The 21,024-nt window shown below is 61.6% G+C and carries 22 protein-coding genes and 1 rRNA gene; 13 read left to right on the plus strand and 10 right to left on the minus strand.

The window, feature by feature from the left end; translation table 11 throughout:
* Window positions 1-105: 105 nt before the first annotated feature.
* Window positions 106-219: ribosomal RNA gene (gene rrf / locus A3AC_RS0128380) — 5S ribosomal RNA — on the plus strand.
* A 293-nt stretch (window positions 220-512) separates the two neighbouring features.
* On the opposite strand, the gene A3AC_RS0128385 is transcribed toward rrf, so the two are convergent.
* Both A3AC_RS0128385 and A3AC_RS0128390 read right to left on the minus strand, forming a co-directional pair.
* Window positions 513-1,436 carry a dTDP-4-dehydrorhamnose reductase family protein gene (locus A3AC_RS0128385; RefSeq protein ID WP_025602946.1) on the minus strand — a complete coding sequence of 308 codons (924 nt, stop codon included), beginning with the start codon at window positions 1,434-1,436 and terminating at the stop codon, window positions 513-515.
* Window positions 1,437-1,448: 12 nt separating this feature from the next.
* A complete protein-coding gene (locus A3AC_RS0128390) occupies window positions 1,449-1,712 on the minus strand; it encodes a heavy-metal-associated domain-containing protein (protein ID WP_025602947.1) in 264 nt (87 codons plus the stop codon).
* 121 nt (window positions 1,713-1,833) lie between these two features.
* Between A3AC_RS0128390 and cueR the strand changes: the two genes are divergently transcribed.
* The 4 genes from cueR to A3AC_RS0128410 all read left to right on the plus strand — a co-directional run bounded on the left by cueR (window position 1,834) and on the right by A3AC_RS0128410 (window position 4,553).
* On the plus strand, window positions 1,834-2,271 hold the full coding sequence (gene cueR / locus A3AC_RS0128395; protein ID WP_025602949.1) for a Cu(I)-responsive transcriptional regulator: 438 nt from the start codon (window positions 1,834-1,836) through the stop codon (window positions 2,269-2,271).
* Window positions 2,272-2,555: 284 nt separating this feature from the next.
* Window positions 2,556-2,702: a DUF3563 family protein gene (locus A3AC_RS30285; protein WP_006053111.1), complete on the plus strand. Its 147-nt coding sequence runs from the start codon at window positions 2,556-2,558 to the stop codon at window positions 2,700-2,702.
* 231 nt (window positions 2,703-2,933) lie between these two features.
* On the plus strand, window positions 2,934-3,290 hold the full coding sequence (locus tag A3AC_RS0128405; protein ID WP_025602951.1) for a hypothetical protein: 357 nt from the start codon (window positions 2,934-2,936) through the stop codon (window positions 3,288-3,290).
* Window positions 3,291-3,512: 222 nt separating this feature from the next.
* On the plus strand, window positions 3,513-4,553 hold the full coding sequence (locus A3AC_RS0128410; protein ID WP_025602952.1) for an ABC transporter substrate-binding protein: 1,041 nt from the start codon (window positions 3,513-3,515) through the stop codon (window positions 4,551-4,553).
* Between the two features lie 48 nt (window positions 4,554-4,601).
* On the opposite strand, the gene A3AC_RS0128415 is transcribed toward A3AC_RS0128410, so the two are convergent.
* The gene (locus A3AC_RS0128415) at window positions 4,602-5,447 is read right to left on the minus strand and encodes a 23S rRNA (adenine(2030)-N(6))-methyltransferase RlmJ (protein ID WP_025602954.1); all 846 of its coding nucleotides are present in this window, start codon (window positions 5,445-5,447) and stop codon (window positions 4,602-4,604) included.
* A gap of 237 nt (window positions 5,448-5,684) precedes the next feature.
* Complete coding sequence (locus tag A3AC_RS0128420; protein ID WP_025602956.1) at window positions 5,685-6,656, minus strand: potassium channel beta subunit family protein; 972 nt, start codon at window positions 6,654-6,656, stop codon at window positions 5,685-5,687.
* 243 nt (window positions 6,657-6,899) lie between these two features.
* Here A3AC_RS0128420 and A3AC_RS0128425 point away from each other — a divergent pair, with 243 nt between their 5' ends.
* The gene (locus A3AC_RS0128425) at window positions 6,900-7,697 is read left to right on the plus strand and encodes a 3-hydroxybutyrate dehydrogenase (RefSeq protein ID WP_025602958.1); all 798 of its coding nucleotides are present in this window, start codon (window positions 6,900-6,902) and stop codon (window positions 7,695-7,697) included.
* A gap of 10 nt (window positions 7,698-7,707) precedes the next feature.
* Entirely contained in the window at window positions 7,708-8,946 is a 1,239-nt protein-coding gene (locus A3AC_RS0128430; RefSeq protein ID WP_025602959.1) for a DUF3734 domain-containing protein, read from the plus strand.
* Window positions 8,947-9,055: 109 nt separating this feature from the next.
* Here A3AC_RS0128430 and A3AC_RS0128435 read toward each other — a convergent pair whose 3' ends face one another.
* Window positions 9,056-10,255: an amino acid aminotransferase gene (locus A3AC_RS0128435; RefSeq protein WP_025602960.1), complete on the minus strand. Its 1,200-nt coding sequence runs from the start codon at window positions 10,253-10,255 to the stop codon at window positions 9,056-9,058.
* Window positions 10,256-10,588: 333 nt separating this feature from the next.
* On the opposite strand from A3AC_RS0128435, the gene uvrB reads away from it, so the two are divergent.
* From uvrB to A3AC_RS0128460, 5 genes are all read left to right on the plus strand, one after another.
* Window positions 10,589-12,682: an excinuclease ABC subunit UvrB gene (uvrB, locus tag A3AC_RS0128440; RefSeq protein ID WP_025602962.1), complete on the plus strand. Its 2,094-nt coding sequence runs from the start codon at window positions 10,589-10,591 to the stop codon at window positions 12,680-12,682.
* Window positions 12,683-12,971: 289 nt separating this feature from the next.
* Complete coding sequence (locus A3AC_RS0128445) at window positions 12,972-13,520, plus strand: iron transporter (RefSeq protein ID WP_025602964.1); 549 nt, start codon at window positions 12,972-12,974, stop codon at window positions 13,518-13,520.
* Window positions 13,521-13,637: 117 nt separating this feature from the next.
* Complete coding sequence (locus A3AC_RS0128450) at window positions 13,638-13,970, plus strand: cupredoxin domain-containing protein (protein WP_025602966.1); 333 nt, start codon at window positions 13,638-13,640, stop codon at window positions 13,968-13,970.
* Window positions 13,971-14,051: 81 nt separating this feature from the next.
* On the plus strand, window positions 14,052-14,897 hold the full coding sequence (locus A3AC_RS0128455) for an FTR1 family iron permease (protein ID WP_025602968.1): 846 nt from the start codon (window positions 14,052-14,054) through the stop codon (window positions 14,895-14,897).
* Window positions 14,894-16,300 carry a 4Fe-4S binding protein gene (locus A3AC_RS0128460; protein ID WP_025602970.1) on the plus strand — a complete coding sequence of 469 codons (1,407 nt, stop codon included), beginning with the start codon at window positions 14,894-14,896 and terminating at the stop codon, window positions 16,298-16,300. The genes A3AC_RS0128455 and A3AC_RS0128460 overlap by 4 nt, the downstream gene beginning before the upstream one ends.
* A 312-nt stretch (window positions 16,301-16,612) precedes the next feature.
* Here A3AC_RS0128460 and hemP read toward each other — a convergent pair whose 3' ends face one another.
* The 4 genes from hemP to A3AC_RS0128485 form a co-directional block, all read right to left on the minus strand.
* Window positions 16,613-16,879 carry a hemin uptake protein HemP gene (gene hemP, locus A3AC_RS0128465; RefSeq protein ID WP_025602972.1) on the minus strand — a complete coding sequence of 89 codons (267 nt, stop codon included), beginning with the start codon at window positions 16,877-16,879 and terminating at the stop codon, window positions 16,613-16,615.
* A gap of 240 nt (window positions 16,880-17,119) precedes the next feature.
* Window positions 17,120-17,602 carry an SRPBCC family protein gene (locus A3AC_RS0128470; RefSeq protein ID WP_025602973.1) on the minus strand — a complete coding sequence of 161 codons (483 nt, stop codon included), beginning with the start codon at window positions 17,600-17,602 and terminating at the stop codon, window positions 17,120-17,122.
* Window positions 17,603-17,697: 95 nt separating this feature from the next.
* Window positions 17,698-18,096 carry an OsmC family protein gene (locus A3AC_RS0128475; RefSeq protein WP_013339818.1) on the minus strand — a complete coding sequence of 133 codons (399 nt, stop codon included), beginning with the start codon at window positions 18,094-18,096 and terminating at the stop codon, window positions 17,698-17,700.
* A gap of 125 nt (window positions 18,097-18,221) precedes the next feature.
* On the minus strand, window positions 18,222-19,100 hold the full coding sequence (locus tag A3AC_RS0128485; RefSeq protein WP_025602976.1) for a pirin family protein: 879 nt from the start codon (window positions 19,098-19,100) through the stop codon (window positions 18,222-18,224).
* Between the two features lie 121 nt (window positions 19,101-19,221).
* Between A3AC_RS0128485 and A3AC_RS0128490 the strand changes: the two genes are divergently transcribed.
* The gene (locus A3AC_RS0128490) at window positions 19,222-20,208 is read left to right on the plus strand and encodes a LysR family transcriptional regulator (RefSeq protein WP_025602978.1); all 987 of its coding nucleotides are present in this window, start codon (window positions 19,222-19,224) and stop codon (window positions 20,206-20,208) included.
* Window positions 20,209-20,601: 393 nt separating this feature from the next.
* On the opposite strand, the gene A3AC_RS0128495 is transcribed toward A3AC_RS0128490, so the two are convergent.
* On the minus strand, window positions 20,602-21,021 hold the full coding sequence (locus tag A3AC_RS0128495) for an ExbD/TolR family protein (protein ID WP_025602980.1): 420 nt from the start codon (window positions 21,019-21,021) through the stop codon (window positions 20,602-20,604).
* Between the last annotated feature and the right edge of the window lie 3 nt (window positions 21,022-21,024).

A 21,024-nucleotide genomic window follows, 5' to 3' on the forward strand; every position in this document is an offset into this window, starting at 1 on the left:
TGCCAGAAACAGCACAGCCCTATACCTTATAAGGAGAGGCCTCCTCTCCACTACTTCTTCCCGATTGGTTGTGCCGCCCCACAGGCGACACGACAACAAGTCATGCCTGATGACCATAGCGAGTCGGTCCCACCCCTTCCCATCCCGAACAGGACCGTGAAACGACTCCACGCCGATGATAGTGCGGATTACCCGTGTGAAAGTAGGTAATCGTCAGGCTCCCCAGCAGTGCCCGCAACCCCACCCCATCAAGGTGGGGTTGCGGCGTTTACGCGGCAGAAAAACGTCCGTAACTTCACGGACATGTTCGCGAGCGCCGGGGCGCTCGCTCAGTCTCCCCCGCAATTTTTGCTGCGCCCGTGAATGCCTGACAATCGTCGTCAGCGCCATTGCCCACGATTTACTGGGGCCGGTGGTCTCAAGCATCAGAAACTCAACGTCTTGCGAATCACCGTCGCATTGCCTGTCTTTTCACTGAAGCCGGCAAAACCGCTGATATTGCCTATCGGAGCTTAATCAGTGGTCACATCGCCGCGCCACGGAAAGGCGGTTAACACCTCGCGAATCCCCGTATCGAAAGCCGTGCGTCGGCCAATGCCGAGCTGCTCCAGCCGTTCCGACGCAAGGTGACAGTTATGCGGGCGAGGCGTCGCATCGGTGGGCGTATGTTGCGGCGTGAGCCGCGCGTCGAGCTGCAACGCTTCGGCAAGACGCACGGCTATCTCGTACTTGGTCATCGGTTCGTTGCCTGACCAATGCACGATGCCGCGAATCGCGTTGCCCGCGGCATGACGCTCGAGCATTTGCCGGATCACGAACGCAACGTCCGGCGTGAAAGTGGGATAGCGAATTGCCCACGCGTCCATGCGGGCCGCTTTGCCTTGCTCCCCGGCCGACGCGGCGATCGCCGGCACTAGGCTCGTCACCGCAGATTCCGCCCAATCGACGATCGGCCCATACAGCAGCGGCAAGCGCAACACGCAGCCGAAGTCGGTGGTTCCGGTCAACGCGTGCTCGCCTTCCAGCTTGCTGCGACCGTACGCATTGAGCGGCGCGGGCTCGGCGTCCGGCCGATACGGCGGGCGAGTGCCGTCGAAAACGTAATCGGTGGAAATCGACAGCGTCCATGCGCCGCGCCGATGCGCGGCAGCAGCGATCGCGCGCACGGCATCCACATTCAGGGCGCGGGCCAGTTCGGGGTGACGCTCGCATACGTCCGGTCGGCGCTCGGCGGCGGCAATCACGAGCGCATCCGGCGCTTCGCGTTCGACAAACTGCTCGACTGCTCGCGAGTCGCGGACATCGAGCGCGACCGTATTCGGCGTAGGACGGCTGAATGCAGTCCCGACGACTTGCCAGGCCGGTTGCGTGGCCAACTCCTGGACAATTGCGCGACCGAGTAGACCCGACGCTCCTATCACGGCGATCCTGAACATGATCGCATCCGCCTAGCGCGAGGTGCCGCCGCTGGCGCCACCGGTTCGGTCGCTTACGCCGCCCCATGCAGCCGGCAACACGGCCTTGACGGTGTAGCCGGCGTCGTCAATGGCGGCCTTCAATGCGTCGATAGATTGCGTCGATTCCACAGCGACTCGGCCCGCCTCGAGATCGACCTGCACTTGCGCCGTTTCGTCATGCTCGCGGATAGCGTTCGTGACTGCTGCCACGCAATGCTGGCAACTCATGCCTTCAACGTGGAATTCAGCCTTCATGGGACTTGCCTTTGGAAATGACCGTTGCGACAGTTGAATTATGCCTGCCTGACCGAATTAAGTCGCTGACCTTCCCATCATGGGAACGTGTACGATCGACGCAATCAGTGGAGAAAAGGTCATGAACATTGGCGAAGCGGCCCGCGCGTCGGGCGTCACGGCGAAGATGATTCGCTACTACGAAAGCGTCGGGCTGCTCGCGGCGAAAGCCCGCACGAGCGCCGGCTATCGGGTTTACGGCCCGCAAGAGGTGCACTCTTTGCGCTTTATCCGTCAGGCGCGCAGGCTCGGTTTCCTGGTCGAGGATATCCGGCGGCTACTGGCGCTGTGGCACGACCGCACGCGTGCGAGCGCGGAAGTGAAGGCGATCGCGCTGGATCATGTGGCCGAACTGGATCGGCGTATTTCCGAACTCCGCGAAATGCGCGACACGTTGGCGCACCTTGCCAACCATTGTCAAGGCAACGACCGCCCCGATTGTCCCATCATTGAACGGCTCGCCGCTGCTGACACGGTTTTGCAAGAGGGTGGCACCGGTTGCAAGGCAAGACCGTCCTGAAAGGCTCGGAGCCAACCGAGTGCGGGTGCAACCATGTTGGCTTTGCACATAAATCGTGCGTCCGGGCCGCGCAAGTCCGAGCTTGGGCACGGAGCCCGCCGTAACGGCAATAAAATCAATATCTTTTGTGCACTGTGACGGTGCGTCATTCCAAAACGGAATGCACATCATGCGTGCATTTCACTGGCGCGGTTGCACCATCAGCCTATAATTCGGGTTAACCCTTTTACGGGAAATCCCTGATGCCAATTCACCGGGGATTCATTCGATCTCTGGAGAACATCATGTTTGCGTATATCCTCGAAAAGCTCAGCACGTGGTTTGAAACTGCCGAACGCGATCGCCGTGAAGCCTATCTGGCTTCGTCATCGGACATCGTCCAGCTCGAGCAGCGTATCCGCTCGCTGGAAACCAACGGCTACTCGCTGTAAGTTTCCAGGCCGGCCCGGGTTACATGGCCGGCGCGGCCGAGTCACTGTAAGTCGTTGTTCAGTATGAAGCCCCGTTATCGCGGGGCTTTGTCACATTTGGGCGCTGTACATCTGGCAGCTGGACGTCCAGACACTCGAGATGGCGAATATCGACTAGCTTCGGAACGCATGTCGCGGTAATGTAAGCCGTTTCCCCGTAATCCGGGTTTTCCGACTTAACACGGTCCGCCCATGTCTCTGATCCGCCCGCTCCAACGCTCCGCGGCCGTCATCGCAATTTCATTGGCCACGGCCTGTGCCGCGTCGAGCATATTTGCCGCGTCGAGCAATAGCCGCAAACCCGTTATCCTCGATACCCAGAGCGGCATCAGCGACGGCCAGAGCGGCAGCGTGCTGCAGACGGCGCCGCTCTCCCGACAGCCTATCGTCGAAGCGCAACCCATCGCCACACCTACCGAACTCGCGCCGAACTCGTCCGTGCCGATCGTCGTCGCGCCTTATATCCAACTGCCTGTCGGCGGCGCCACGCTTCAGCCGCAGCTCCAGCCCCAGCCCCAGCCGGGTCCAGCGCCGTACCACCGGCAATAGCGTGGCTGGACCACGTCTACCCGTAGGTCCACACTCGCAAATGCATGTCGGCGCATTCAGCCGTCAATACCCGCTGCGGCTCACGACCATTCGGGTTTGGGCGCATGGCGCGCCCCGACTACGGAGACGACAATCGTCAGGCGGCTTCTCGCGCCCAAAGTCTGGCCTACGGTAGCCGGCTCGGCCACCGCATCGAACGAAATTACAAAAAAGGAGACGTCAATGCTCTCACACTGGATGCGGCGTGCCGCCGATGTCTGCGTCGCGCTTTTTGCCGTTGCCGTGCTGCACGGCGTAGCGTTTGCGAAGGACACGCCCGAAAAGCCGACGTTGACAATGGCCGTCGGCGGTTTGCCTGGCCTTTACTATTTGCCCGTGCTGACCGCGCAACAGTTGGGCTATTTCAAGGACGAGGGTCTGGAAGTCACGCTCGAAGATTTCGCGGGCGGCTCGAAAGCCCTGGAGGCGGTGGTGGGGGGCAGCGCAGACGTCGGCGCCGGCGCCTTTGAGCACACGCTGTTCATGCAGGCCAAGGGCCAGCGCTACCGGGCTTTCGCGCTGATGGGCCGCGCGCCGCAGATCGTCGTCGCGGTGTTGACGTCGAAGGCCGACAAAATAAAAACGCTCGCGGACTTCAAAGGGGCGAAGGTCGGCGTAAGCGCGCCGGGTTCGTCGACCGACCTGGTTCTTACCGTCGCATTGCGCAAAGCCGGCGTGCAGAGAAGCGATATCGCCGCAATCGGCGTGGGCAGCGGCGCAACGGTACTCGCGGCGGTCGGCAACGGACAGATCGACGCACTGTCCAATGTCGATCCGATGATGACGAAGCTCACGCGCAGCGGTGCAATCAAGGTGCTCGTGGATACGCGTACGGTCAAGGGCACTCAGGAGGTGTTCGGTGGAACGATGCCGGCCGCCACGCTCTACGCCCCGGAAAGTTTCATCCAGAAGTACCCGAAGACGACACAGGCGCTCGCCAATGCAATCGTGCGCGCCGATCATTGGTTGCAGACCGCGAGCGATGCGGATCTGCTGAAGATGGTACCGCCGGCGTATCTGCTCAACGATTCAGCGCTGTACGTGGAGGCTTTCCACAACGTGCGCGACGCCTACTCGCCCGACGGACTCATGCCCGCCGACGGCCCGGCGACTTCGCTGCGCGCGCTGGCGTCGTTTGATAACCGGCTCGATCCCAAGAAGATCGATCTGAACGCGACCTACACAAACGATTTCGCACGCAAGGCCGCGGCACAACTCAAGTAACGGCGTGGTGAGGGCGCGCCTGTACCGGCGTGTGCCCTCACCGCAATCTCAATCGCCGCGGTATTCCACCGTGAACTGCGCGGCCTTGTCCTCGCCGAGCGCTTTCACGATCCACTGCATCTGATCTTTGAGCATTTTCGGCAGCGTGTATGGCGGATTGAGAATGAACATGCCGCTGCCGAACAGACCAAAGCCGTCCGCCGGCGGATTGCCGATGGTGAGGCTGACATGCAGCCAGTTGCGGTCTTGCAGCTTTTTTAGCTGCTCGGGAAAGCGCTGCGATTCCGGGCGCTTCACCTGCGGATACCAGACCGCGTAGGTGCCGGTCGGAAAACGCTTCAGACTTTCTTCGACGCAACGAAGCGTGCGGGCGTAGTCGCGCTTGTCCTCATATGACGGATCGAGCAACACCAGTGCACGGCGCGGCGCGGGCGGAAGCAAGGCCAGAATGCCGTCGAAGCCGTCGCCCGCATACAGCATTGCGCGACGGCCTGCATCGCGGAAGTTGTGCCGCAGCACGTCGATTTCCGTGCTGTGCAGTTCGAACAGACGCATCCGGTCCTGCTCGCGCATCTGCCGCCACGCGATATAGGGTGAACCGGGATAGAAGCGCAACTGGCCGTCGGGATTGAGTGCGGCGACTTCGTCGACATAATCGGCGAAAAGCGGCGGCAGATCGTTGCGTCCCCACAGCTTTGCGATGCCTGTCTGGAACTCGCCCGTCTTCACCGCGTAGCCTTCCTTCAGCGAGTAGACACCAGCACCGGCGTGTGTGTCGATATACCAGTAGGCTTTGTCCTTCTGGCCGAGATAGCGCAATAACTGCAACACGACCGCGTGTTTGAGAACGTCGGCGTGATTGCCTGCATGAAAGGCGTGGCGGTAGCTGAGCATATGAGGAGACGCTGAAAGAGGGCGTGCTGTTCCAGGCTGGAACTGGCGATGCGGATGCAACGCGGCGGCAGCGCGGCAAAGACCGCCGCTGTTCAGCGCGGTCGCGTATTGTACGCGACGCGGGGCGCTGCGCCGCGCCGAGCCGTAAATCGCCGCGTGTGGTGTTCGCGCCAGCCAGATGCGCCGTGTAGACCATGATGCTGCCGTGGCCATACCCAGCGCATGTCCAGCGCGCCGTCAGTCGTACGCGTCGCCGATAATGCCTTCGATATGCTCCTTAACCTCCGGCGTGATCTGATCGGCAACTGCTGCGGACTTCATGTTTTCGGCGATCTGCTCGACGCGCGATGCCCCAGTAATCACCGTGCTGACATTCGGGTTCTTCAGGATCCAGGCGATGGCAAGCTGGCCCACTGTGCAGCCCAGTTCGTCGGACACCTCGCCGAGCTTGCCGACCACATTGTTCTTGCCTTCGTCGGTTAACTGTTTGCGCAACCAGTCATAACCCTGCAACTGCGCGCGGCTATCCGCCGGCACACCGTTGCGATACTTGCCGGTCAGCAGGCCCGACGCCAGCGGACTCCATGTAGTCAGCCCCAGACCGATATCCTCGTAAAGACGCTTGTATTCCTGCTCCACGCGCGTGCGATGAAACAGGTTGTATTGCGGCTGCTCCATGACCGGCTTATGCAGATGATGACGTTCTGCAATCTCATATGCGGCGCGGATTTCGTCGGCGCTCCATTCCGACGTACCCCAGTACAACGCCTTGCCGCGCGTGATCATGTCGCTCATTGCCCATACCGTTTCCTCGACAGGCGTGTTCGGGTCCGGACGATGACAGAACACCAGATCGACATAGTCGAGCTGCAGACGTTTGAGCGACGCATCGATCGCGTTCAGCAGATATTTGCGGTTCAGCGTGTGATACTGATTCGGCGCTTCCTGGAGTCCCCAGAAAAACTTGGTCGACACTACGTAGCTCACGCGCGGCCATGCCAGTTCCTTGAGCGCCTGACCCATGATCTCTTCCGATTTGCCGCCGGCGTAGACCTCCGCGTTGTCGAAGAAGTTCACGCCCGCGTCGCGCGCGGCCGCGAGCGATTCGCGCGCCGCGCGATGATCGACCTGATTGCCGTACGTGACCCACGAGCCAATGGACAGTTCGCTGACCTGCAGGCCGGAGCGGCCTAGACGCCGATAATTCATGCAATTCTCCTGAGAGTGAAGCGACCGGAATCCTGCCAGAACGCCTAGTGTAAATAGATCAGGCTCCGCGTGCTTTTTACCGGCCCCTTCCACACGGTTCATGCACAATAGCAGCATTGGCCGCAGTGCAACATTCGGCCGAACGGTATAGGACGGAGCCTATGCGCGCCTATGCCATTCGGCCGACTTCCCGCTGCGCGCGGCTCGTGGTCTCATTGCTCATCAACTGCATGGAGGTTCTGGATGTCGTCACTGAACACAAATCTGAATGGCAAGGTCGCGGTGGTTACCGGCGCCGCGAGCGGCATCGGCAAGCAGATCGCGTTGACGCTCTCGGCTGCGGGCGCCGCGGTCGCGATCGCAGACCTGAACCAGGACGGGGCCAACGCCGTCGCTGAAGAAATCACGAAGGGCGGCGGCAAGGCGATCGGCATCGCCATGGACGTCACCAACGAAGATGCAGTCAATCAGGGCATCGACAAAGTGGCGGCAGAGCTGGGCTCGGTCGATATTCTCGTTTCCAACGCGGGCATTCAGATTGTCAATCCGATCGAAAACTACTCGTTTTCCGACTGGAAAAAGATGCAGGCGATTCACGTGGACGGCGCCTTCCTGACCACCAAGGCGGCGCTCAAGCACATGTACAAGGAAGATCGCGGCGGTATCGTCATCTACATGGGCTCTGTTCACTCGCACGAGGCGTCGCCGCTCAAGTCCGCCTACGTGACGGCCAAGCATGCGCTGCTCGGGCTTGCGCGCGTGCTCGCCAAAGAAGGTGCAAAACACAACGTGCGCTCGCATGTCGTGTGTCCCGGCTTCGTGCGCACTCCGCTTGTCGACAAGCAGATTCCCGAGCAGGCAAAGGAACTGAACATCAGCGAAGAAGAAGTCGTCAAGCGCGTGATGCTGGGCGGCACCGTCGACGGTATCTTCACTACCGTGGAAGACGTCGCGCAAACCGTGCTGTTTCTTTCCACTTTCCCGACGGCGGCACTGACAGGCCAGTCCTTCATTGTGAGCCACGGCTGGTACATGCAATAAGGAGGCGCGCATGGCGCAACGCACGCTCAAGCAGGCGCGCCTCGGTGTGCCAGGCAATGAGGAAGGCGCGGGACCGGGCGCGGTGTCCGCCGCGGCGCCTCGCGCGCGCACGCAATTGCCGGGCTACGAAACCATTGCGCTCACGCTGCAGGGCGGCGGTGCGCTTGGTGCCTATCAGGCCGGCGTTTTTCAGGGACTTCACGAGGCCGGTATCGAGCCCAACTGGCTGGCGGGCATTTCGATTGGTGCCTTGAATACCGCCATCATTGCGGGCAATCCGCCCGAAAAGCGCGTCGAACGGCTGTTGCAGTTCTGGGAGACCATCTGTCAACCGGCGTTCGGTCCGCCGCTGCCGGCGTTTATCGAACACGCGTTCTTCAACTCGAGCGACGCCGTACGCAAGGCGTTCACGGCAGCCCAGGCGATGGGCGCGCTAGTCGAGGGGCAAAAGGGCTTTTTTGTGCCACGCTTTCCGCCGCCCTTGCCAACCGTGTCGGGGCCGCCTCAGGCCGCCAGTTACTACGACACGGCACCGCTGAAAGCGACGTTGGAAACGCTATGCGATTTCGACCGCATCAACTCGCGGCAAATGCGCGTGTCCGTGGGCGCAGTCAATTGCGGCACCGGAAACTTTGCCTATTTCGACAATACGCAGACCACGCTCACGCCCGAGCACTTCATGGCGTCCGGCGCGTTGCCGCCGGGTTTCGCGGCGGTCGAAATCGACGGGCAGTACTACTGGGACGGCGGCTTGATGTCGAACACGCCGCTCTACGAGGTGGTGCAAACCACGCCGCGGCGCGACACGCTCGCGTTCCAGGTCGATCTGTGGAGCGCTATCGGGCCGGTGCCGGACAACATCACCGACGTGCAGGGGCGCATGAAAGATATTCAGTATTCGAGCCGCACGCGTCTCGTGACCGACATGCTGCAGCGCTCGCAACGCTTCCGGCATGTGCTGCGCGAGGTGTTGGACCGCGTATCGCCGGAGCAGCGCGACGACCCCTGGTGCAGGCTAGCGGAAGATCTGTCGTGCTCGAAGCGCTACAACGTGATTCATCTCATCTACCGGCACAAGGAGTACGAAGGCCACTACAAGGACTTCCAGTTTGGTCTGTCGACAATGCGCGAGCATTGGCAAAGCGGCCTTGATGACATCCGTCATTCGCTTTCGCAACCGGACTGGCTTGCCATGCCCGATAACGACGCAGGTTTCGTCACGCACGACATTCATCGCGACTCGCGCTGAAAGAGGCGTCGCAAATTCCGAGCCGCAAATAGAAACGGCGCCCTCGAAGGGGCGCCGTTTCCAGGTTCAGCTTCAGCAAGGTACGCTTGAGCGCGCCTTGCGAAACGCTTTACTTCAACACATGCGCAACCGCGTTGGCGACTACGTCCAGGTTACGCGTGTTCAACGCAGCCACGCAGATGCGGCCGGTGCTGACGGCATAAATGCCGAACTCTTCGCGCAGGCGGTCGACTTGCGGCGCGGTGAGGCCCGAGTACGAGAACATGCCGCGCTGTGCATTGACGAAGCTGAAGTCGCGGTCCACGCCGCTCGCCTTCAGGCGTTCGACGAGACCATTGCGCATTGCGCGGATGCGGTCGCGCATTTCGGCGAGTTCCGTTTCCCACGTGGCGCGCAGGTCCGGCGAAGCGAGCACCGCGGCGACCACCGAACCGCCATGCGTGGGCGGGTTCGAGTAATTCGTGCGGATCACGCGCTTGAGTTGCGACAGCACGCGAGTCGCTTCTTCCTTGCTGCCCGTGATGATGGACAGTGCGCCGATACGCTCGCCGTATAGCGAGAACGACTTCGAGAACGACGACGAAACGAACACGTTCAGTTCCGAGGCGGCAAAGAGGCGCACGGCCGCGGCGTCTGCTTCGATGTTGTCGCCGAAGCCCTGATACGCGATGTCGAGGAACGGCACCAGATTGCGTGCCTTGACCACCTCGACGATCTGCTTCCACTGGTCGACGGTGAGGTCGACGCCGGTGGGGTTATGGCAGCACGCGTGCAGCACGACGATGGTGCCGGCTGCGTAGCTGTTTAGCGCGCTCAGCATGCCGTCGAAGTTCACGCCGTGCGTATGCGCGTCGTAGTACGGGTACGAGACCACTTCGAAGCCCGCGGCTTCAAAGAGCGCGCGGTGGTTTTCCCAGCTCGGGTCGCTGATGGCGACCTTGGCGTTGGGGTCGAGGCGCTTCAGGAAGTCCGCGCCGATCTTCAGCGCGCCGGTGCCGCCCAGTGCTTGCGCCGTTACGACGCGGCCCGCGGCGATCAGCGGCGAATCGTTGCCGAGCAGCAGTTTTTGCACTGCTGCGTCGTATGCGGCAATGCCTTCGATCGGCAGATAGCCGCGCGGCAACGCGGCTTCGACGCGTGCCTTTTCCGCATCGCGCACGGCGCGCAGCAGCGGAATCTTGCCTTCTTCATTGAAATACACGCCAACGCCGAGGTTGACCTTGGTAGGACGCGGGTCGGCGTTGAAGGCTTCGTTCAGGCCCAGAATCGGGTCGCGGGGAGCAAGTTCGACGGCGGAGAACAGAGACATGGTGGGTGGCCAGCAGTAGTAAAAAGAGGGCGGCTACGAGCATGCGCGACCGCGCCGGCTGCGTTTATGCAAAACGCAAGCGCCGAATGACGCAAAACGCGGACAACTGCAAGCGAGCGCAACTTCGCATTGTAACGAATCTGCGAACGTTTTTCGGACGATAACGTCCGTTGGCGGACTCATTTGCTTGAAAAAGAGGCAGGGCGGCGCCACATGCCTGACACGGGCTGAGTTGTGCGCGCTGCGATCCTACGCGGATCCGTTCAGTCCGTCCCCGATCCGGGTTTCTGCAACCCGTTAGAATAGTTTTTTGCCCAAGGCCGCTGCCGCCCCATGTCCGAACAACATCTGACAGAAGCCGAAGATACGCTCGACGAATCCAAATTCGTCCGATTCGAAGGCTCGCCGTTTCAGCTTTATCAGCCGTATCCTCCTGCCGGCGACCAGCCGACAGCGATCGACACGCTCGTCGAAGGCGTCGAGGACGGTCTCTCGTTCCAGACGCTGCTTGGCGTGACCGGTTCCGGCAAGACCTTCACGATGGCCAACACGATCGCGCGGCTCGGCCGGCCGGCTATCGTGTTCGCGCCGAACAAGACGCTCGCGGCGCAGCTTTACTCGGAATTTCGCGAGTTCTTTCCGCGCAACGCGGTCGAGTATTTCGTTTCCTACTACGACTACTATCAGCCGGAAGCCTATGTGCCGCAGCGCGACCTGTTCATCGAGAAAGACTCGTCGATCAACGAGCACATCGAGCAGATGCGTCTGTCGGCCACCAAGAGCCTGATGGAGCGGCGCGACGTCGTGATCGTCGCGACCGTGTCGGCCATTTACGGTATCGGCAATCCGTCGGAATACCACCAGATGATCCTGACGCTGCGCACCGGCGACCGGCTCGGCCAGCGCGATATCATCGCGCGGCTGATCGCCATGCAGTACAACCGCAACGAAGCCGACTTCCAGCGCGGCTCGTTCCGCGTGCGCGGCGACACGATCGACATTTTTCCGGCCGAGCACGCGGAAATGGCCGTGCGCGTCGAATTATTCGACGACGAAGTGGAAACGTTGCAACTCTTCGATCCGCTCACCGGACGCGTGCGTCAGAAAATTCCGCGTTTCACGGTCTATCCGTCGTCGCACTATGTGACGCCGCGCGATACCGTCGTGCGGGCCGTCGAAACCATTAAAGCGGAGCTCCGCGAGCGGCTGGAGTTCTTTTATAGCGAAGGCAAGCTGGTCGAAGCGCAACGCCTCGAACAGCGCACGCGTTTCGACCTTGAGATGCTGCAGGAACTGGGTTTCTGCAAAGGCATCGAGAACTACTCGCGGCATTTTTCCGGCGCGGCGCCCGGCGAGCCGCCGCCCACGCTGGTCGATTATTTGCCGTCCGACGCGATCATGCTGCTCGACGAGTCGCACGTGCTGATCGGCCAGTTAAACGGCATGTATAACGGCGACCGCGCGCGCAAGGAAAATCTGGTCGACTACGGCTTCCGCCTGCCGTCGGCATTGGACAACCGGCCGCTGAAGTTCAACGAGTTCGAGCGCAAGATGCGCCAGGTCGTGTTCGTGTCGGCCACGCCGGCGGACTACGAGAAGAAGACCTCGGGACAGGTGGCCGAGCAACTGGTGCGTCCCACGGGACTTGTCGATCCGGAGATCGAGGTGCGCCCCGCGCGCAGCCAGGTGGATGATGTGCTCGCCGAGATCAATGAGCGCGTTGCGGCAGGCGACCGCGTGCTGGTCACGGTGCTGACCAAGCGCATGGCCGAGCAATTGACGGAGTTTCTCGCCGACCACGGCGTCAAGGTGCGTTACCTGCACAGCGATATCGACACGGTGGAGCGCGTCGAGATCATCCGCGACTTGCGGCTTGGCACCTTCGACGTGCTCGTCGGCATCAACCTGCTGCGCGAGGGTCTGGATATTCCGGAAGTGTCGCTCGTCGCGATTCTCGATGCCGACAAGGAAGGCTTCCTGCGCGCGGAGCGCTCGCTGATCCAGACCATCGGCCGGGCGGCGCGTAACGTGAACGGCAAGGCGATTCTTTACGCGGACAAGGTGACCGATTCGATGCGCCGTGCTATCGACGAAACCGAGCGGCGGCGTGCTAAGCAGATCGCCTTCAACCTCGAGCACGGCATTACGCCGCGCGGCGTGGTCAAGCGCATTCGCGACATTATCGACGGTGTGTACAACGTGGACGACGCTCGCGCCGAGCTGAAGGAACAGCAAACCCGCGCCAGGTTCGAGGACATGTCCGAGAAACAGCTCGCGAAGGAACTGAAGCGCCTCGAAAAGCAGATGATGGAGCACGCGAAGAACCTCGAATTCGAGAAGGCCGCACAAACGCGCGATCAGCTCGCGCTACTGCGGCAGCGCGTGTTCGGGGCGAACGTCGGCGATCACGTGTCGGGTGTCGAGTAAGGTTCGACTGCACAGGGCGCGGCAATCCGCCGCGCCTCCCTTACAGCCCAAAAGCCGCTCCAGCCACGCCCATCACCCCCACACCTCGTTCCTTAAGACACCCTTAAGACCCTGCTGCCACAAGGCTCGGCGTGCGTTCGCAATTGTTCCCGCAGACGAACAATGATAAACTCGCCCAATATTGAGAATGGTTCGCATTAACGTTCAACTATGCGATCTGCTTCGGTTTGTCGTCCGACGCACTGTTCCAATGGAATCGAATCGAATCAGATAAAAACAAGGAGTTTCAATGCGGATTTCTTCATTTGTGCGTGGCGGCGTCGCAGCGGCCGCAGCGCTTGCGGCACTCTCGGCAACGGCAGCGGAATATCCGATCGGCAAGCAGCAGATCCAGGGCGGCATGGAAATCGGCGCGGTGTATCTGCAGCCGATCACGATGGAGCCGGAAGGCATGATGCGCAAGGCGTCGGACTCGGATATCCACCTCGAAGCCGACATCCACGCAGTCAAGAACAATCCGACGGGCTTCGCGGAAGGCGACTGGATGCCGTATCTGCAAGTGCGTTACGAGTTGACGAAAGCCGGTTCCAAAGACACGCAGAAGGGCGACCTGATGGCAATGGTCGCCAACGACGGTCCCCACTATGGCGACAACGTCAAGCTGCAAGGCCCGGGCAAATACCACCTGAAGCTGATCGTCGAAGCGCCGATGCAAACCGGCCACATGGCGTTTGGCCGTCACGTCGACAAGGAAACCGGCGTGGGTCCGTGGTTCAAGCCGATCACGCTGGAATACGACTTCACGTTCGCCGGCATCGGCAAGAAGGGCGGGTACTGATCTCCCCGCGTCGTCGCAGCTTGCGATTGAGCGATGTGCGAGCGAGCTGTGACGGGTGAGTGAATGCAGCAGGCGGCGCGGGCTTTTCGCATCGCGCCGCGTTTTCTGGAAACGCCAATGAGAATCAACCGAAAGATCGCGGTTCTTGCCTCGTCGATTTTGCTGGCGGGCGCGGCGCATGCCGCCGATCTGCCCACCTTCAAGCTCGAAATGAACGACGGCAAGCTGACGCCGGCGCGCATCGAAGTGCCGGCGGGGCAGCGTATCAAGATCGAGGTGCGCAATACCGGCAAGGGCGCGGCCGAGTTCGAAAGCGTGCAGTTGCGCAAGGAAAAAGTCCTCGCGCCGGGAGCGGATTCGTTCGTGGTGATCGCTCCGCTTACGCCGGGCGAGTACAAGTTCTTTGACGATTTCCACCAGCAGGCGCAGGGCGTGATCGTCGCGAAGTAGCACGCGTTGCCGGGGCGGGCGCGGGGCTCGGCCCCCGCTACCGTCCGCGACAGTAGTAGCAGAGCAGAACGGGAGTGCTTGATGGGTCAGATTCTATTCATCGTGTGGCGTGAGAGTGTCGAGGCGTTGCTGGTCGTCGGCATCCTGTACGCATGGCTGAAAAATGGCGACGACGACGCGCGCCGCGGTTTGCCGTACCTGTGGGGCGGCGTCGCGGCCGGCCTGATTGCGGCGGTGGCGCTCGGCGCGGCGCTGGTCGGCTTCACCGAAGTGCTTTCCGGCGACGCACAGGACTATTTCCAGACGGCCATGGTCCTGGTCGCCTGCGTGCTGATCGTGCAAATGGTGCTGTGGATGAAGCAGCACGGCCGCTCGCTGAAGCGCGACATGGAACAGTCGCTGCAGAAAAGTCAACGCGACTCGAACTGGTGGGGCGTGGCGCTGCTCGTCGCGCTCGCTATCGCGCGGGAAGGCAGCGAGACTGTGATCTTCCTGTACGGTCTCGGCTTCGGCCAGTCGGGTCACGTGGACAGCGCCCAGATGCTTGCGGTCGCGATCGGCCTCGCGCTTGCGTTCCTCACGTTCTACATGCTGCAGCTCGGCGGCAAGATCTTCTCGTGGCGGCTCTTTTTCCGCGTCACCGAAATCATGCTGCTGTTCCTCGGCGCGGGTCTGTTCGAGACGGGTGTCGACAAGCTGATCGACAAGGAATTGCTGCCGACCATCGTCGACCAGGTCTGGAACACATCCGCCATCCTCGACGATTCGAGCACCTTCGGCTCCCTGGTCGCGACGCTCACCGGCTATCGCGCGCATCCGGCGCTGATGAACCTCGTTGCGTACGCGGTGTACTGGGCCGTCGTCTATCTTCTGCTGCGGCGCGCGAACCGCAAGCCGACACGGCAAACTGCAGAGCGCGCAGCATGAGTACAGTCATGACCCGTCCGGGGCGTCTTGCCGCGGCGGGGCAGTGGATGCAGCGCCACGGCTCGGTGATCCGCGGTATGCAGTGGGTCGTGGTCGCGGTGTATGCGCTCCTCATCATCGTGCCGGCGGTCATGCCGCTGCCGGACGAAAGCGCGCATTTGTGGAACAACCTGACGCTTGCCGCCCAGTTCGTGTTCTGGGGCATCTGGTGGCCGTTCGTATTGCTTTCGATGGTGATGCTCGGACGCGTGTGGTGCGGCGTGCTGTGTCCCGAAGGCGCGCTCGCGGAATTCGCGAGCAAGCACGGCCGTGGCAAGGCGATTCCGCACTGGATGCGCTGGGGCGGCTGGCCCTTCGTCGCGTTCGGCATCACGACCATCTACGGTCAGATGGTGAGCGTGTATCAGTATCCGAAGGCGGTGCTGCTGGTGCTCGGCGGCTCGACGCTGGCGGCTATCGTCATCGGTCTGCTCTACGGGCGCGAGAAGCGCGTCTGGTGCAAGTACCTCTGCCCCGTGAACGGGGTGTTTTCGCTTCTGGCGCGTCTCGCGCCGTTCCACTACAAAGTCGATGAAGACGCGTGGCGCCGTTCGTACAAGAACGGAGAGCACGGCCATCGTGTGATTCCGATCAATTGCGCGCCGCTCGTGCCGTTGCGCAACATGAAGGGCGCGTCCGACTGCCATATGTGCGGCCGTTGCAGCGGCCACCGCGACGCGATTGCGCTGACGTGGCGCGCGCCGTCGTCGGAAGTGGTGCAGCTCGGCGACAAGAACGCGAGCGTGTGGGATACCGCATTGATTCTGTACGGCCTGCTCGGCATTGCGATCGGCGCGTTTCACTGGACCGCGTCGCGCTGGTTCATCGACCTGAAGATGTTCTTCGCGACCTGGCTCGTCGATCATGACGTCACGTGGCCGCTCGACACGAATGCGCCCTGGTTCCTCTTCACGCATTACCCCGAACAGAACGACGTCTTCTCGTGGCTCGACGGCACGATGGTGATCGGCTACATCCTCGCGACGGCGCTGGTCTACGGCACCGTGCTGCTCGTGCTGCTGATGGGCGCGACGCGCATGCTCGGGCGTTTCAGCAGCGTGCGTTTGCATCATCTGACGCAAGGGCTGATTCCGCTTGCCGGTGCCGGCGTCTTTCTCGGTTTGTCGGCGACCACGCTGTCGCTGCTGCGCGCCGAGCATGTGCCGCTATGGTGGGCGTCCGACGTGCGCATCGCGATTCTGGCGATCGCCAATCTGTGGAGCGCATGGCTTGCATGGCTCGTCACGCGACGCTACAGGGAGCGCTTCGTGCAACGCGCACTCGCCATGCTCTGGTTCGCCGCGGCCCTCGCCGTGGTCGACAGCGCGTGGTGGCTGATGTTCTGGGGCTGGGCGTCGAAGTAAATGCGTTAGTCAAAGCGCTGTAGCGAAGCAGCTGGCCGCTGGGCTTGCTGAATCCGGCAACACAAAAACAGAAGCCGTGGAGATGACGTCGTTCATCTCCACGGCTTTTTTTCATTGACATGACGGTGCGCGGCGTTTTCGTGCTCGCGTCGGCGGGAACCAAAAAAGCGGCCTGGCTGGCTGCGACGGCTGGCTTGGTGTCTGCACGAAGGGGTCTAGTTCTCGCGTGCAAGCCGTCGTGGCTGGCTAATGCCCAACACCTCTCAGAGGAGGTGGTCCCCACAATACCCGGTACTGCAATCTCGTTCGTGGTTACTTGGTCAGGATCAGCTTGCCGAGACGCGTGGCGCGCAGTTGATACGTCTCGCCGTTATGCACGATGCTGATGTGACTGTGTCCCTGCAGCAAAGCCTCGCTGCGCACCACGCGCTCGGCCGTTTGTGCCGGATCGTTCGCACGGCTCGCTGCGGGCTGCTTTGCGACGGCTGTTGCCGTGGCCACCGCGGGTTTCGGGCGGCTGGTCAACGCGGCGGCGGGGCGGCGCAGGCTGAGCGTGGAAGAGCGAGTGGTATCTGTCATTCGTCTTTGCTGTTGCTTGATTCGATGGATGAATTCTAAATGATAACCATTCCTATTTACAAGGGCCGAAAATTCATCGGATCAGACTTTCGATAGTCGAAGGGGCAGGGGGAAGCGAACGACGCTGCTGGGAAATGGACAACAGCCGCAAGTTGCAGGCGGCGGCAGCAGCCGTGCCGGTGCGGACATCGCTGCCTGGAACTCGTCAAGGAGGCGCCCGGCGCGGACTGCAAGACGCACTCAGTGCAGCGAACCCGGCTCCTGCTTTGCCTGCACGTACTGACGGATCAGGCGCACGGTGTCAATGTCGTTCTCGCGATAAGCGGACTTGACGATCTCCTGCGTCTGCACGGCGTCCTGGTCGTTGGAAACCGGCAGCGTGGTCGCGTATTCGAAGCGCAGGAACAGTTGCAGTTCGTCCGGCTGCTCGATGGTCATGGTCAGCGAACCGCCGACATAATCGGCCGTCGGCAGGATGTCGTAGCGCACGCTTTGGCTTTCCCGCAGCGTGACGCGGTCGCGGACCGTGGCCTGACCATAGTGCAGTTCCCGCTCGAGCGTATTGCCTTCACGCGAAAGAATCGTGCAGCTGTCGAGTCCGATCACGAACAGTTGCGGCTGTTCGGCGCGCAGCACGAGCCCTTCCCATAACTGCTCGCGTGTCATCGAGTCGACAAACGGGTTCAACGGGTCGTTGATCTGGATAAGGTGTTCGAAATTCAAGACGACAGCATCCTATGAAAGCGTTGCAAAGGCCGCAAACGCTGCAAAAACGTTAACGCGGACCAGTCCATTTTTCTTCGCCTGCCATGCGCGAGTCACGCGACGGTGAGACCCGAACGGATCGTGATCGAGCGCGTGAGAATCTTGTGAACCGGGCACGCATTGGCAATTTGCAAGAGCCGTTCCCGCTGCTCGTCGGATAGCTCGCCGCGCAGCTGGATCTTGCGGTCGATGGTCGAGCCTTCGTCACCGGTTTCGATGTCAAGCGTGACGTGCACTTCGTCGAGCGGCCAGCCCTTGCGTTGCGCGTACATCTTCAGCGTGACCGACGTGCATGCGCCGAGACTCGACAGCAGCAACGAGACCGGCGTCGGGCCGCGATCGCCGCCGCCGAGCGATTCGGGTTCGTCGGCGAGCCACGTGTGCTTGCCGTCGTCGAAATGGACCTGGTAATTCGTCGAACCGATATGGGCGGTGACGGTGGCTTCTGCCATGCGCGCTCCTGAAGCAGGGACGAAAATCGCCGCGCGGCGGCTGCATCGCCTCAAGGTCGAAAGAGCGCGCGCGGCAGGAATCGCTATTGTGAACGAAGTCGGCGGCGTTTGCGCCGTGTGCCCGTTCAGTGCGTGATCGTGCCCATCCGGCCAGCCTGATAATCGACCACCGCCTGGCGGATTTCATCTTCCGTATTCATGACGAACGGGCCGTAGCGCACGACGGGCTCCTTCAGCGGCACGCCGCCAAGCAGCAATACTTCGAGCGGTTCGTCGCCGGCTGCGAGCGTCACCGAGTCGCCGTCGTCGCGAAACACGACCATCTGGCGCGCGTCGATTTCCTGGCGAGCCTCGCCTTCGCCATAGAAGCCTTTGCCCGACAGCCCATAGGCGAACACGCGATAGTCGGCGGGCACCGGCTGGCGGATCGTTGCGCCTGGCTGCAAGGAAAAGTGCTGGTACAGAATGGGCGTGCGCGTCTCGACCGCGGCTTTCGCGCCGAGCGCCTCGCCTGCAATCACCTTCACGCGCACTTTGCCGTCGGCCGAGGTTGCGACCGGAATCTTCGCCGACGGCACGTCCTGGTAACGCGGCGCGATCATCTTGTCGCGGCGCGGCAGATTCACCCACAGTTGCAAGCCGTGCACGCGTCCGCCTGTACGCACGAACGATGGGTCAGGCATTTCGCTATGCACGACGCCCGCGCCGGCCGTCATCCATTGCACGTCGCCGGTGCGCAGTGTGCCGGAGTGGCCGGCGGAGTCCTTATGTCCGAACTCGCCTTCGAGCACATAGGTGACGGTCTCGAAACCGCGATGCGGATGGTCCGGCGCGCCCTTGGCCTCGCCGGGCGCGTAATCGACCGGGCCCATTTCGTCGAGCAGCAGAAATGGGTCGAAGTCCATCAGCATGCGGGTCGGAAACGGGCGGTGGACCACGAAGCCGCCGCCTTCGGTCGTGCGAACGGCGGGATATGTGCGTTCGATCGTGCGTGTCGCGGTCATCAATATCACCTCGAAAATTCGGGAATAGCGTTATTTTTGAAACATGGGGCTATTATAGGGACCGTTTTTACGGGTGCCAGCCGCCGCCACGCAATGGATTGTTCTATTACTGGAACGATAGATGAAGATCGATTCACACAACCTGAACGACCTCATGTACTTCTCGCAGGTCGTCGAACATGGCGGTTTTTCTGCCGCCGAACGCGTGCTGGGTATCTCCAAGTCGCGTCTGTCGCGCCGTCTGACCGAGCTTGAGGCGTCGCTCGGCGTGCGGCTCCTGCAGCGCTCGACCCGCAAGCTTGCACTCACCGAAGCCGGTCAACTCTTCTACCAGCACTGCCAGGCAATGCTGAGCGAGGCCCAGGCGGCCGTCAACGTCGTGCAGCAGCTGCGCTCGTCGCCGCGCGGCACGGTGCGCGTGAGCGTGCCGGTCACTATCTCGCAGACCATTCTGTCGACGATTCTGCCGGAGTTCATGCATCGCTATCCGGAAGTGCGCGTCGTCATGCGTGTGACGAATCGCGTCGTCGATCTGTTCGAAGATGCGATCGACGTCGCATTGCGCGTGCGCTCCGCTCCGCCGGAAAACGCCAACATTGTCGTGCGTCCGCTGTGGCGCACGCAGCAGATGCTGGTGGGCGCGCCGAGCCTGTTGCAGCAGAATGCGCCGCCGTTGCAGCCGGACGATCTGTCGCGCTTTGAAACGCTCGACGTGCCGACAAGCGACGGACGGCATGTCTACAACCTGATTGCACCGGACGGCAGCCGTCACGTGCACGAACACGAGCCGCGTCTTGTGACCGCCGATCTGTCCACGATTCGCGAAGCGGTGCTTTGCGGCGTCGGCATTGCCGCCTTGCCCGAGATGATGTACGGCGCCGCCTTGCGCGCGGGGCAGCTCTCGCCGGTCATGCCGGGCTGGACTTTTCCGGCGCCGCAGTTATACGCCGTTTTCGTCTCGCGGCAGGGGATGGTGCCGGCCGTGCGCGCGTTCGTCGATTATCTGGTCGAGATGCTCGATCCCGACGAAGGAAAGCACATCATGCGCGAGTGCCCGGCAGGCGAGGGGGCGACCATTGCGCGAACCGCGGCAGCGGTCGCCTCGTAGCAGATCGCGCGCATCGCGGCATCGCTTTTAGCATTGAAGCGCGGCCTGTCATGAGTACTTTCAATGACCGTTTGCTTGAATGCGTGAGCTCGCGGCGCTATATTGAAATCCCTTCGCTAAGGAGTCTCTTATGCGAAAACTCATGGCCGCTATCATAGCGAGCCTGATAGGGCTGACCGCGCTGTCCGTGTCGAGCACGGCTGTCGCATGCGGAGACCCGAGCCAGCAGTCTTCGACCAATGGCAAATGATCCCGCCGCCCGAAGGCGCCGAGCGCGCACAAAAAAAGGCCTTCATCTGACGATGAAGGCCTTTTACTTTTCAGCCCCTGTTTCAAGGTCCTTTCTTCATTTCGCGAAGCTCGCGCCTGGCGCGTCGCTCGGCCTCGAACGCATCATTTGCCTTTGGGCTGCGTGACGAAACCTATCTTCGTCAGACCGCCTGCCTGCGCCGCCGACATCACCTGCGCGACCTTTTCGTAAGGCACTTTACGATCTGCGTCGAGATGCAGTTCGGGTTGCGGATTCGCCGCCGCGGCCTCTGCAATTTTCGCGCTCAACTGTGCTTCGTCGACCTTCCTGTCGTTCCACAGGACGTTGCCGTTGGCATCGACCGCGACTGTCACTTGCGCGGGCTTCGTGTCTTCCTTCTGACTGCTTGCATGCGGCAGATCGATTTTCACCGCATGGCGGATCACGGGAATCGTGACCATGAAAACGATCAGGAGAACCAACATGACGTCGACGAGCGGCGTCATGTTGATTTCGTTCATCAGGCCGTCGTCATCGTCGCCGGCGAAGGGGCTCATTGCCATCTG

This window comes from Burkholderia sp. WSM2230 (assembly GCF_000472445.1).
In the GTDB taxonomy this organism is placed as follows: Bacteria; Pseudomonadota; Gammaproteobacteria; order Burkholderiales; family Burkholderiaceae; genus Paraburkholderia.

What these genes read in the sequence shown, in the direction of transcription:
- A3AC_RS0128385 (WP_025602946.1), bottom strand. Translation starts at nt 1,436, where the DNA reads ATGTTCAGGATCGCCGTGATAGGAGCGTCGGGTCTACTCGGTCGCGCA.
- A3AC_RS0128390 (WP_025602947.1), bottom strand. Translation starts at nt 1,712, where the DNA reads ATGAAGGCTGAATTCCACGTTGAAGGCATGAGTTGCCAGCATTGCGTG.
- cueR (WP_025602949.1), top strand. Translation starts at nt 1,834, where the DNA reads ATGAACATTGGCGAAGCGGCCCGCGCGTCGGGCGTCACGGCGAAGATG.
- A3AC_RS30285 (WP_006053111.1), top strand. Translation starts at nt 2,556, where the DNA reads ATGTTTGCGTATATCCTCGAAAAGCTCAGCACGTGGTTTGAAACTGCC.
- A3AC_RS0128405 (WP_025602951.1), top strand. Translation starts at nt 2,934, where the DNA reads ATGTCTCTGATCCGCCCGCTCCAACGCTCCGCGGCCGTCATCGCAATT.
- A3AC_RS0128410 (WP_025602952.1), top strand. Translation starts at nt 3,513, where the DNA reads ATGCTCTCACACTGGATGCGGCGTGCCGCCGATGTCTGCGTCGCGCTT.
- A3AC_RS0128415 (WP_025602954.1), bottom strand. Translation starts at nt 5,447, where the DNA reads ATGCTCAGCTACCGCCACGCCTTTCATGCAGGCAATCACGCCGACGTT.
- A3AC_RS0128420 (WP_025602956.1), bottom strand. Translation starts at nt 6,656, where the DNA reads ATGAATTATCGGCGTCTAGGCCGCTCCGGCCTGCAGGTCAGCGAACTG.
- A3AC_RS0128425 (WP_025602958.1), top strand. Translation starts at nt 6,900, where the DNA reads ATGTCGTCACTGAACACAAATCTGAATGGCAAGGTCGCGGTGGTTACC.
- A3AC_RS0128430 (WP_025602959.1), top strand. Translation starts at nt 7,708, where the DNA reads ATGGCGCAACGCACGCTCAAGCAGGCGCGCCTCGGTGTGCCAGGCAAT.
- A3AC_RS0128435 (WP_025602960.1), bottom strand. Translation starts at nt 10,255, where the DNA reads ATGTCTCTGTTCTCCGCCGTCGAACTTGCTCCCCGCGACCCGATTCTG.
- uvrB (WP_025602962.1), top strand. Translation starts at nt 10,589, where the DNA reads ATGTCCGAACAACATCTGACAGAAGCCGAAGATACGCTCGACGAATCC.
- A3AC_RS0128445 (WP_025602964.1), top strand. Translation starts at nt 12,972, where the DNA reads ATGCGGATTTCTTCATTTGTGCGTGGCGGCGTCGCAGCGGCCGCAGCG.
- A3AC_RS0128450 (WP_025602966.1), top strand. Translation starts at nt 13,638, where the DNA reads ATGAGAATCAACCGAAAGATCGCGGTTCTTGCCTCGTCGATTTTGCTG.
- A3AC_RS0128455 (WP_025602968.1), top strand. Translation starts at nt 14,052, where the DNA reads ATGGGTCAGATTCTATTCATCGTGTGGCGTGAGAGTGTCGAGGCGTTG.
- A3AC_RS0128460 (WP_025602970.1), top strand. Translation starts at nt 14,894, where the DNA reads ATGAGTACAGTCATGACCCGTCCGGGGCGTCTTGCCGCGGCGGGGCAG.
- hemP (WP_025602972.1), bottom strand. Translation starts at nt 16,879, where the DNA reads ATGACAGATACCACTCGCTCTTCCACGCTCAGCCTGCGCCGCCCCGCC.
- A3AC_RS0128475 (WP_013339818.1), bottom strand. Translation starts at nt 18,096, where the DNA reads ATGGCAGAAGCCACCGTCACCGCCCATATCGGTTCGACGAATTACCAG.
- A3AC_RS0128485 (WP_025602976.1), bottom strand. Translation starts at nt 19,100, where the DNA reads ATGACCGCGACACGCACGATCGAACGCACATATCCCGCCGTTCGCACG.
- A3AC_RS0128490 (WP_025602978.1), top strand. Translation starts at nt 19,222, where the DNA reads ATGAAGATCGATTCACACAACCTGAACGACCTCATGTACTTCTCGCAG.
- A3AC_RS0128495 (WP_025602980.1), bottom strand. Translation starts at nt 21,021, where the DNA reads ATGGCAATGAGCCCCTTCGCCGGCGACGATGACGACGGCCTGATGAAC.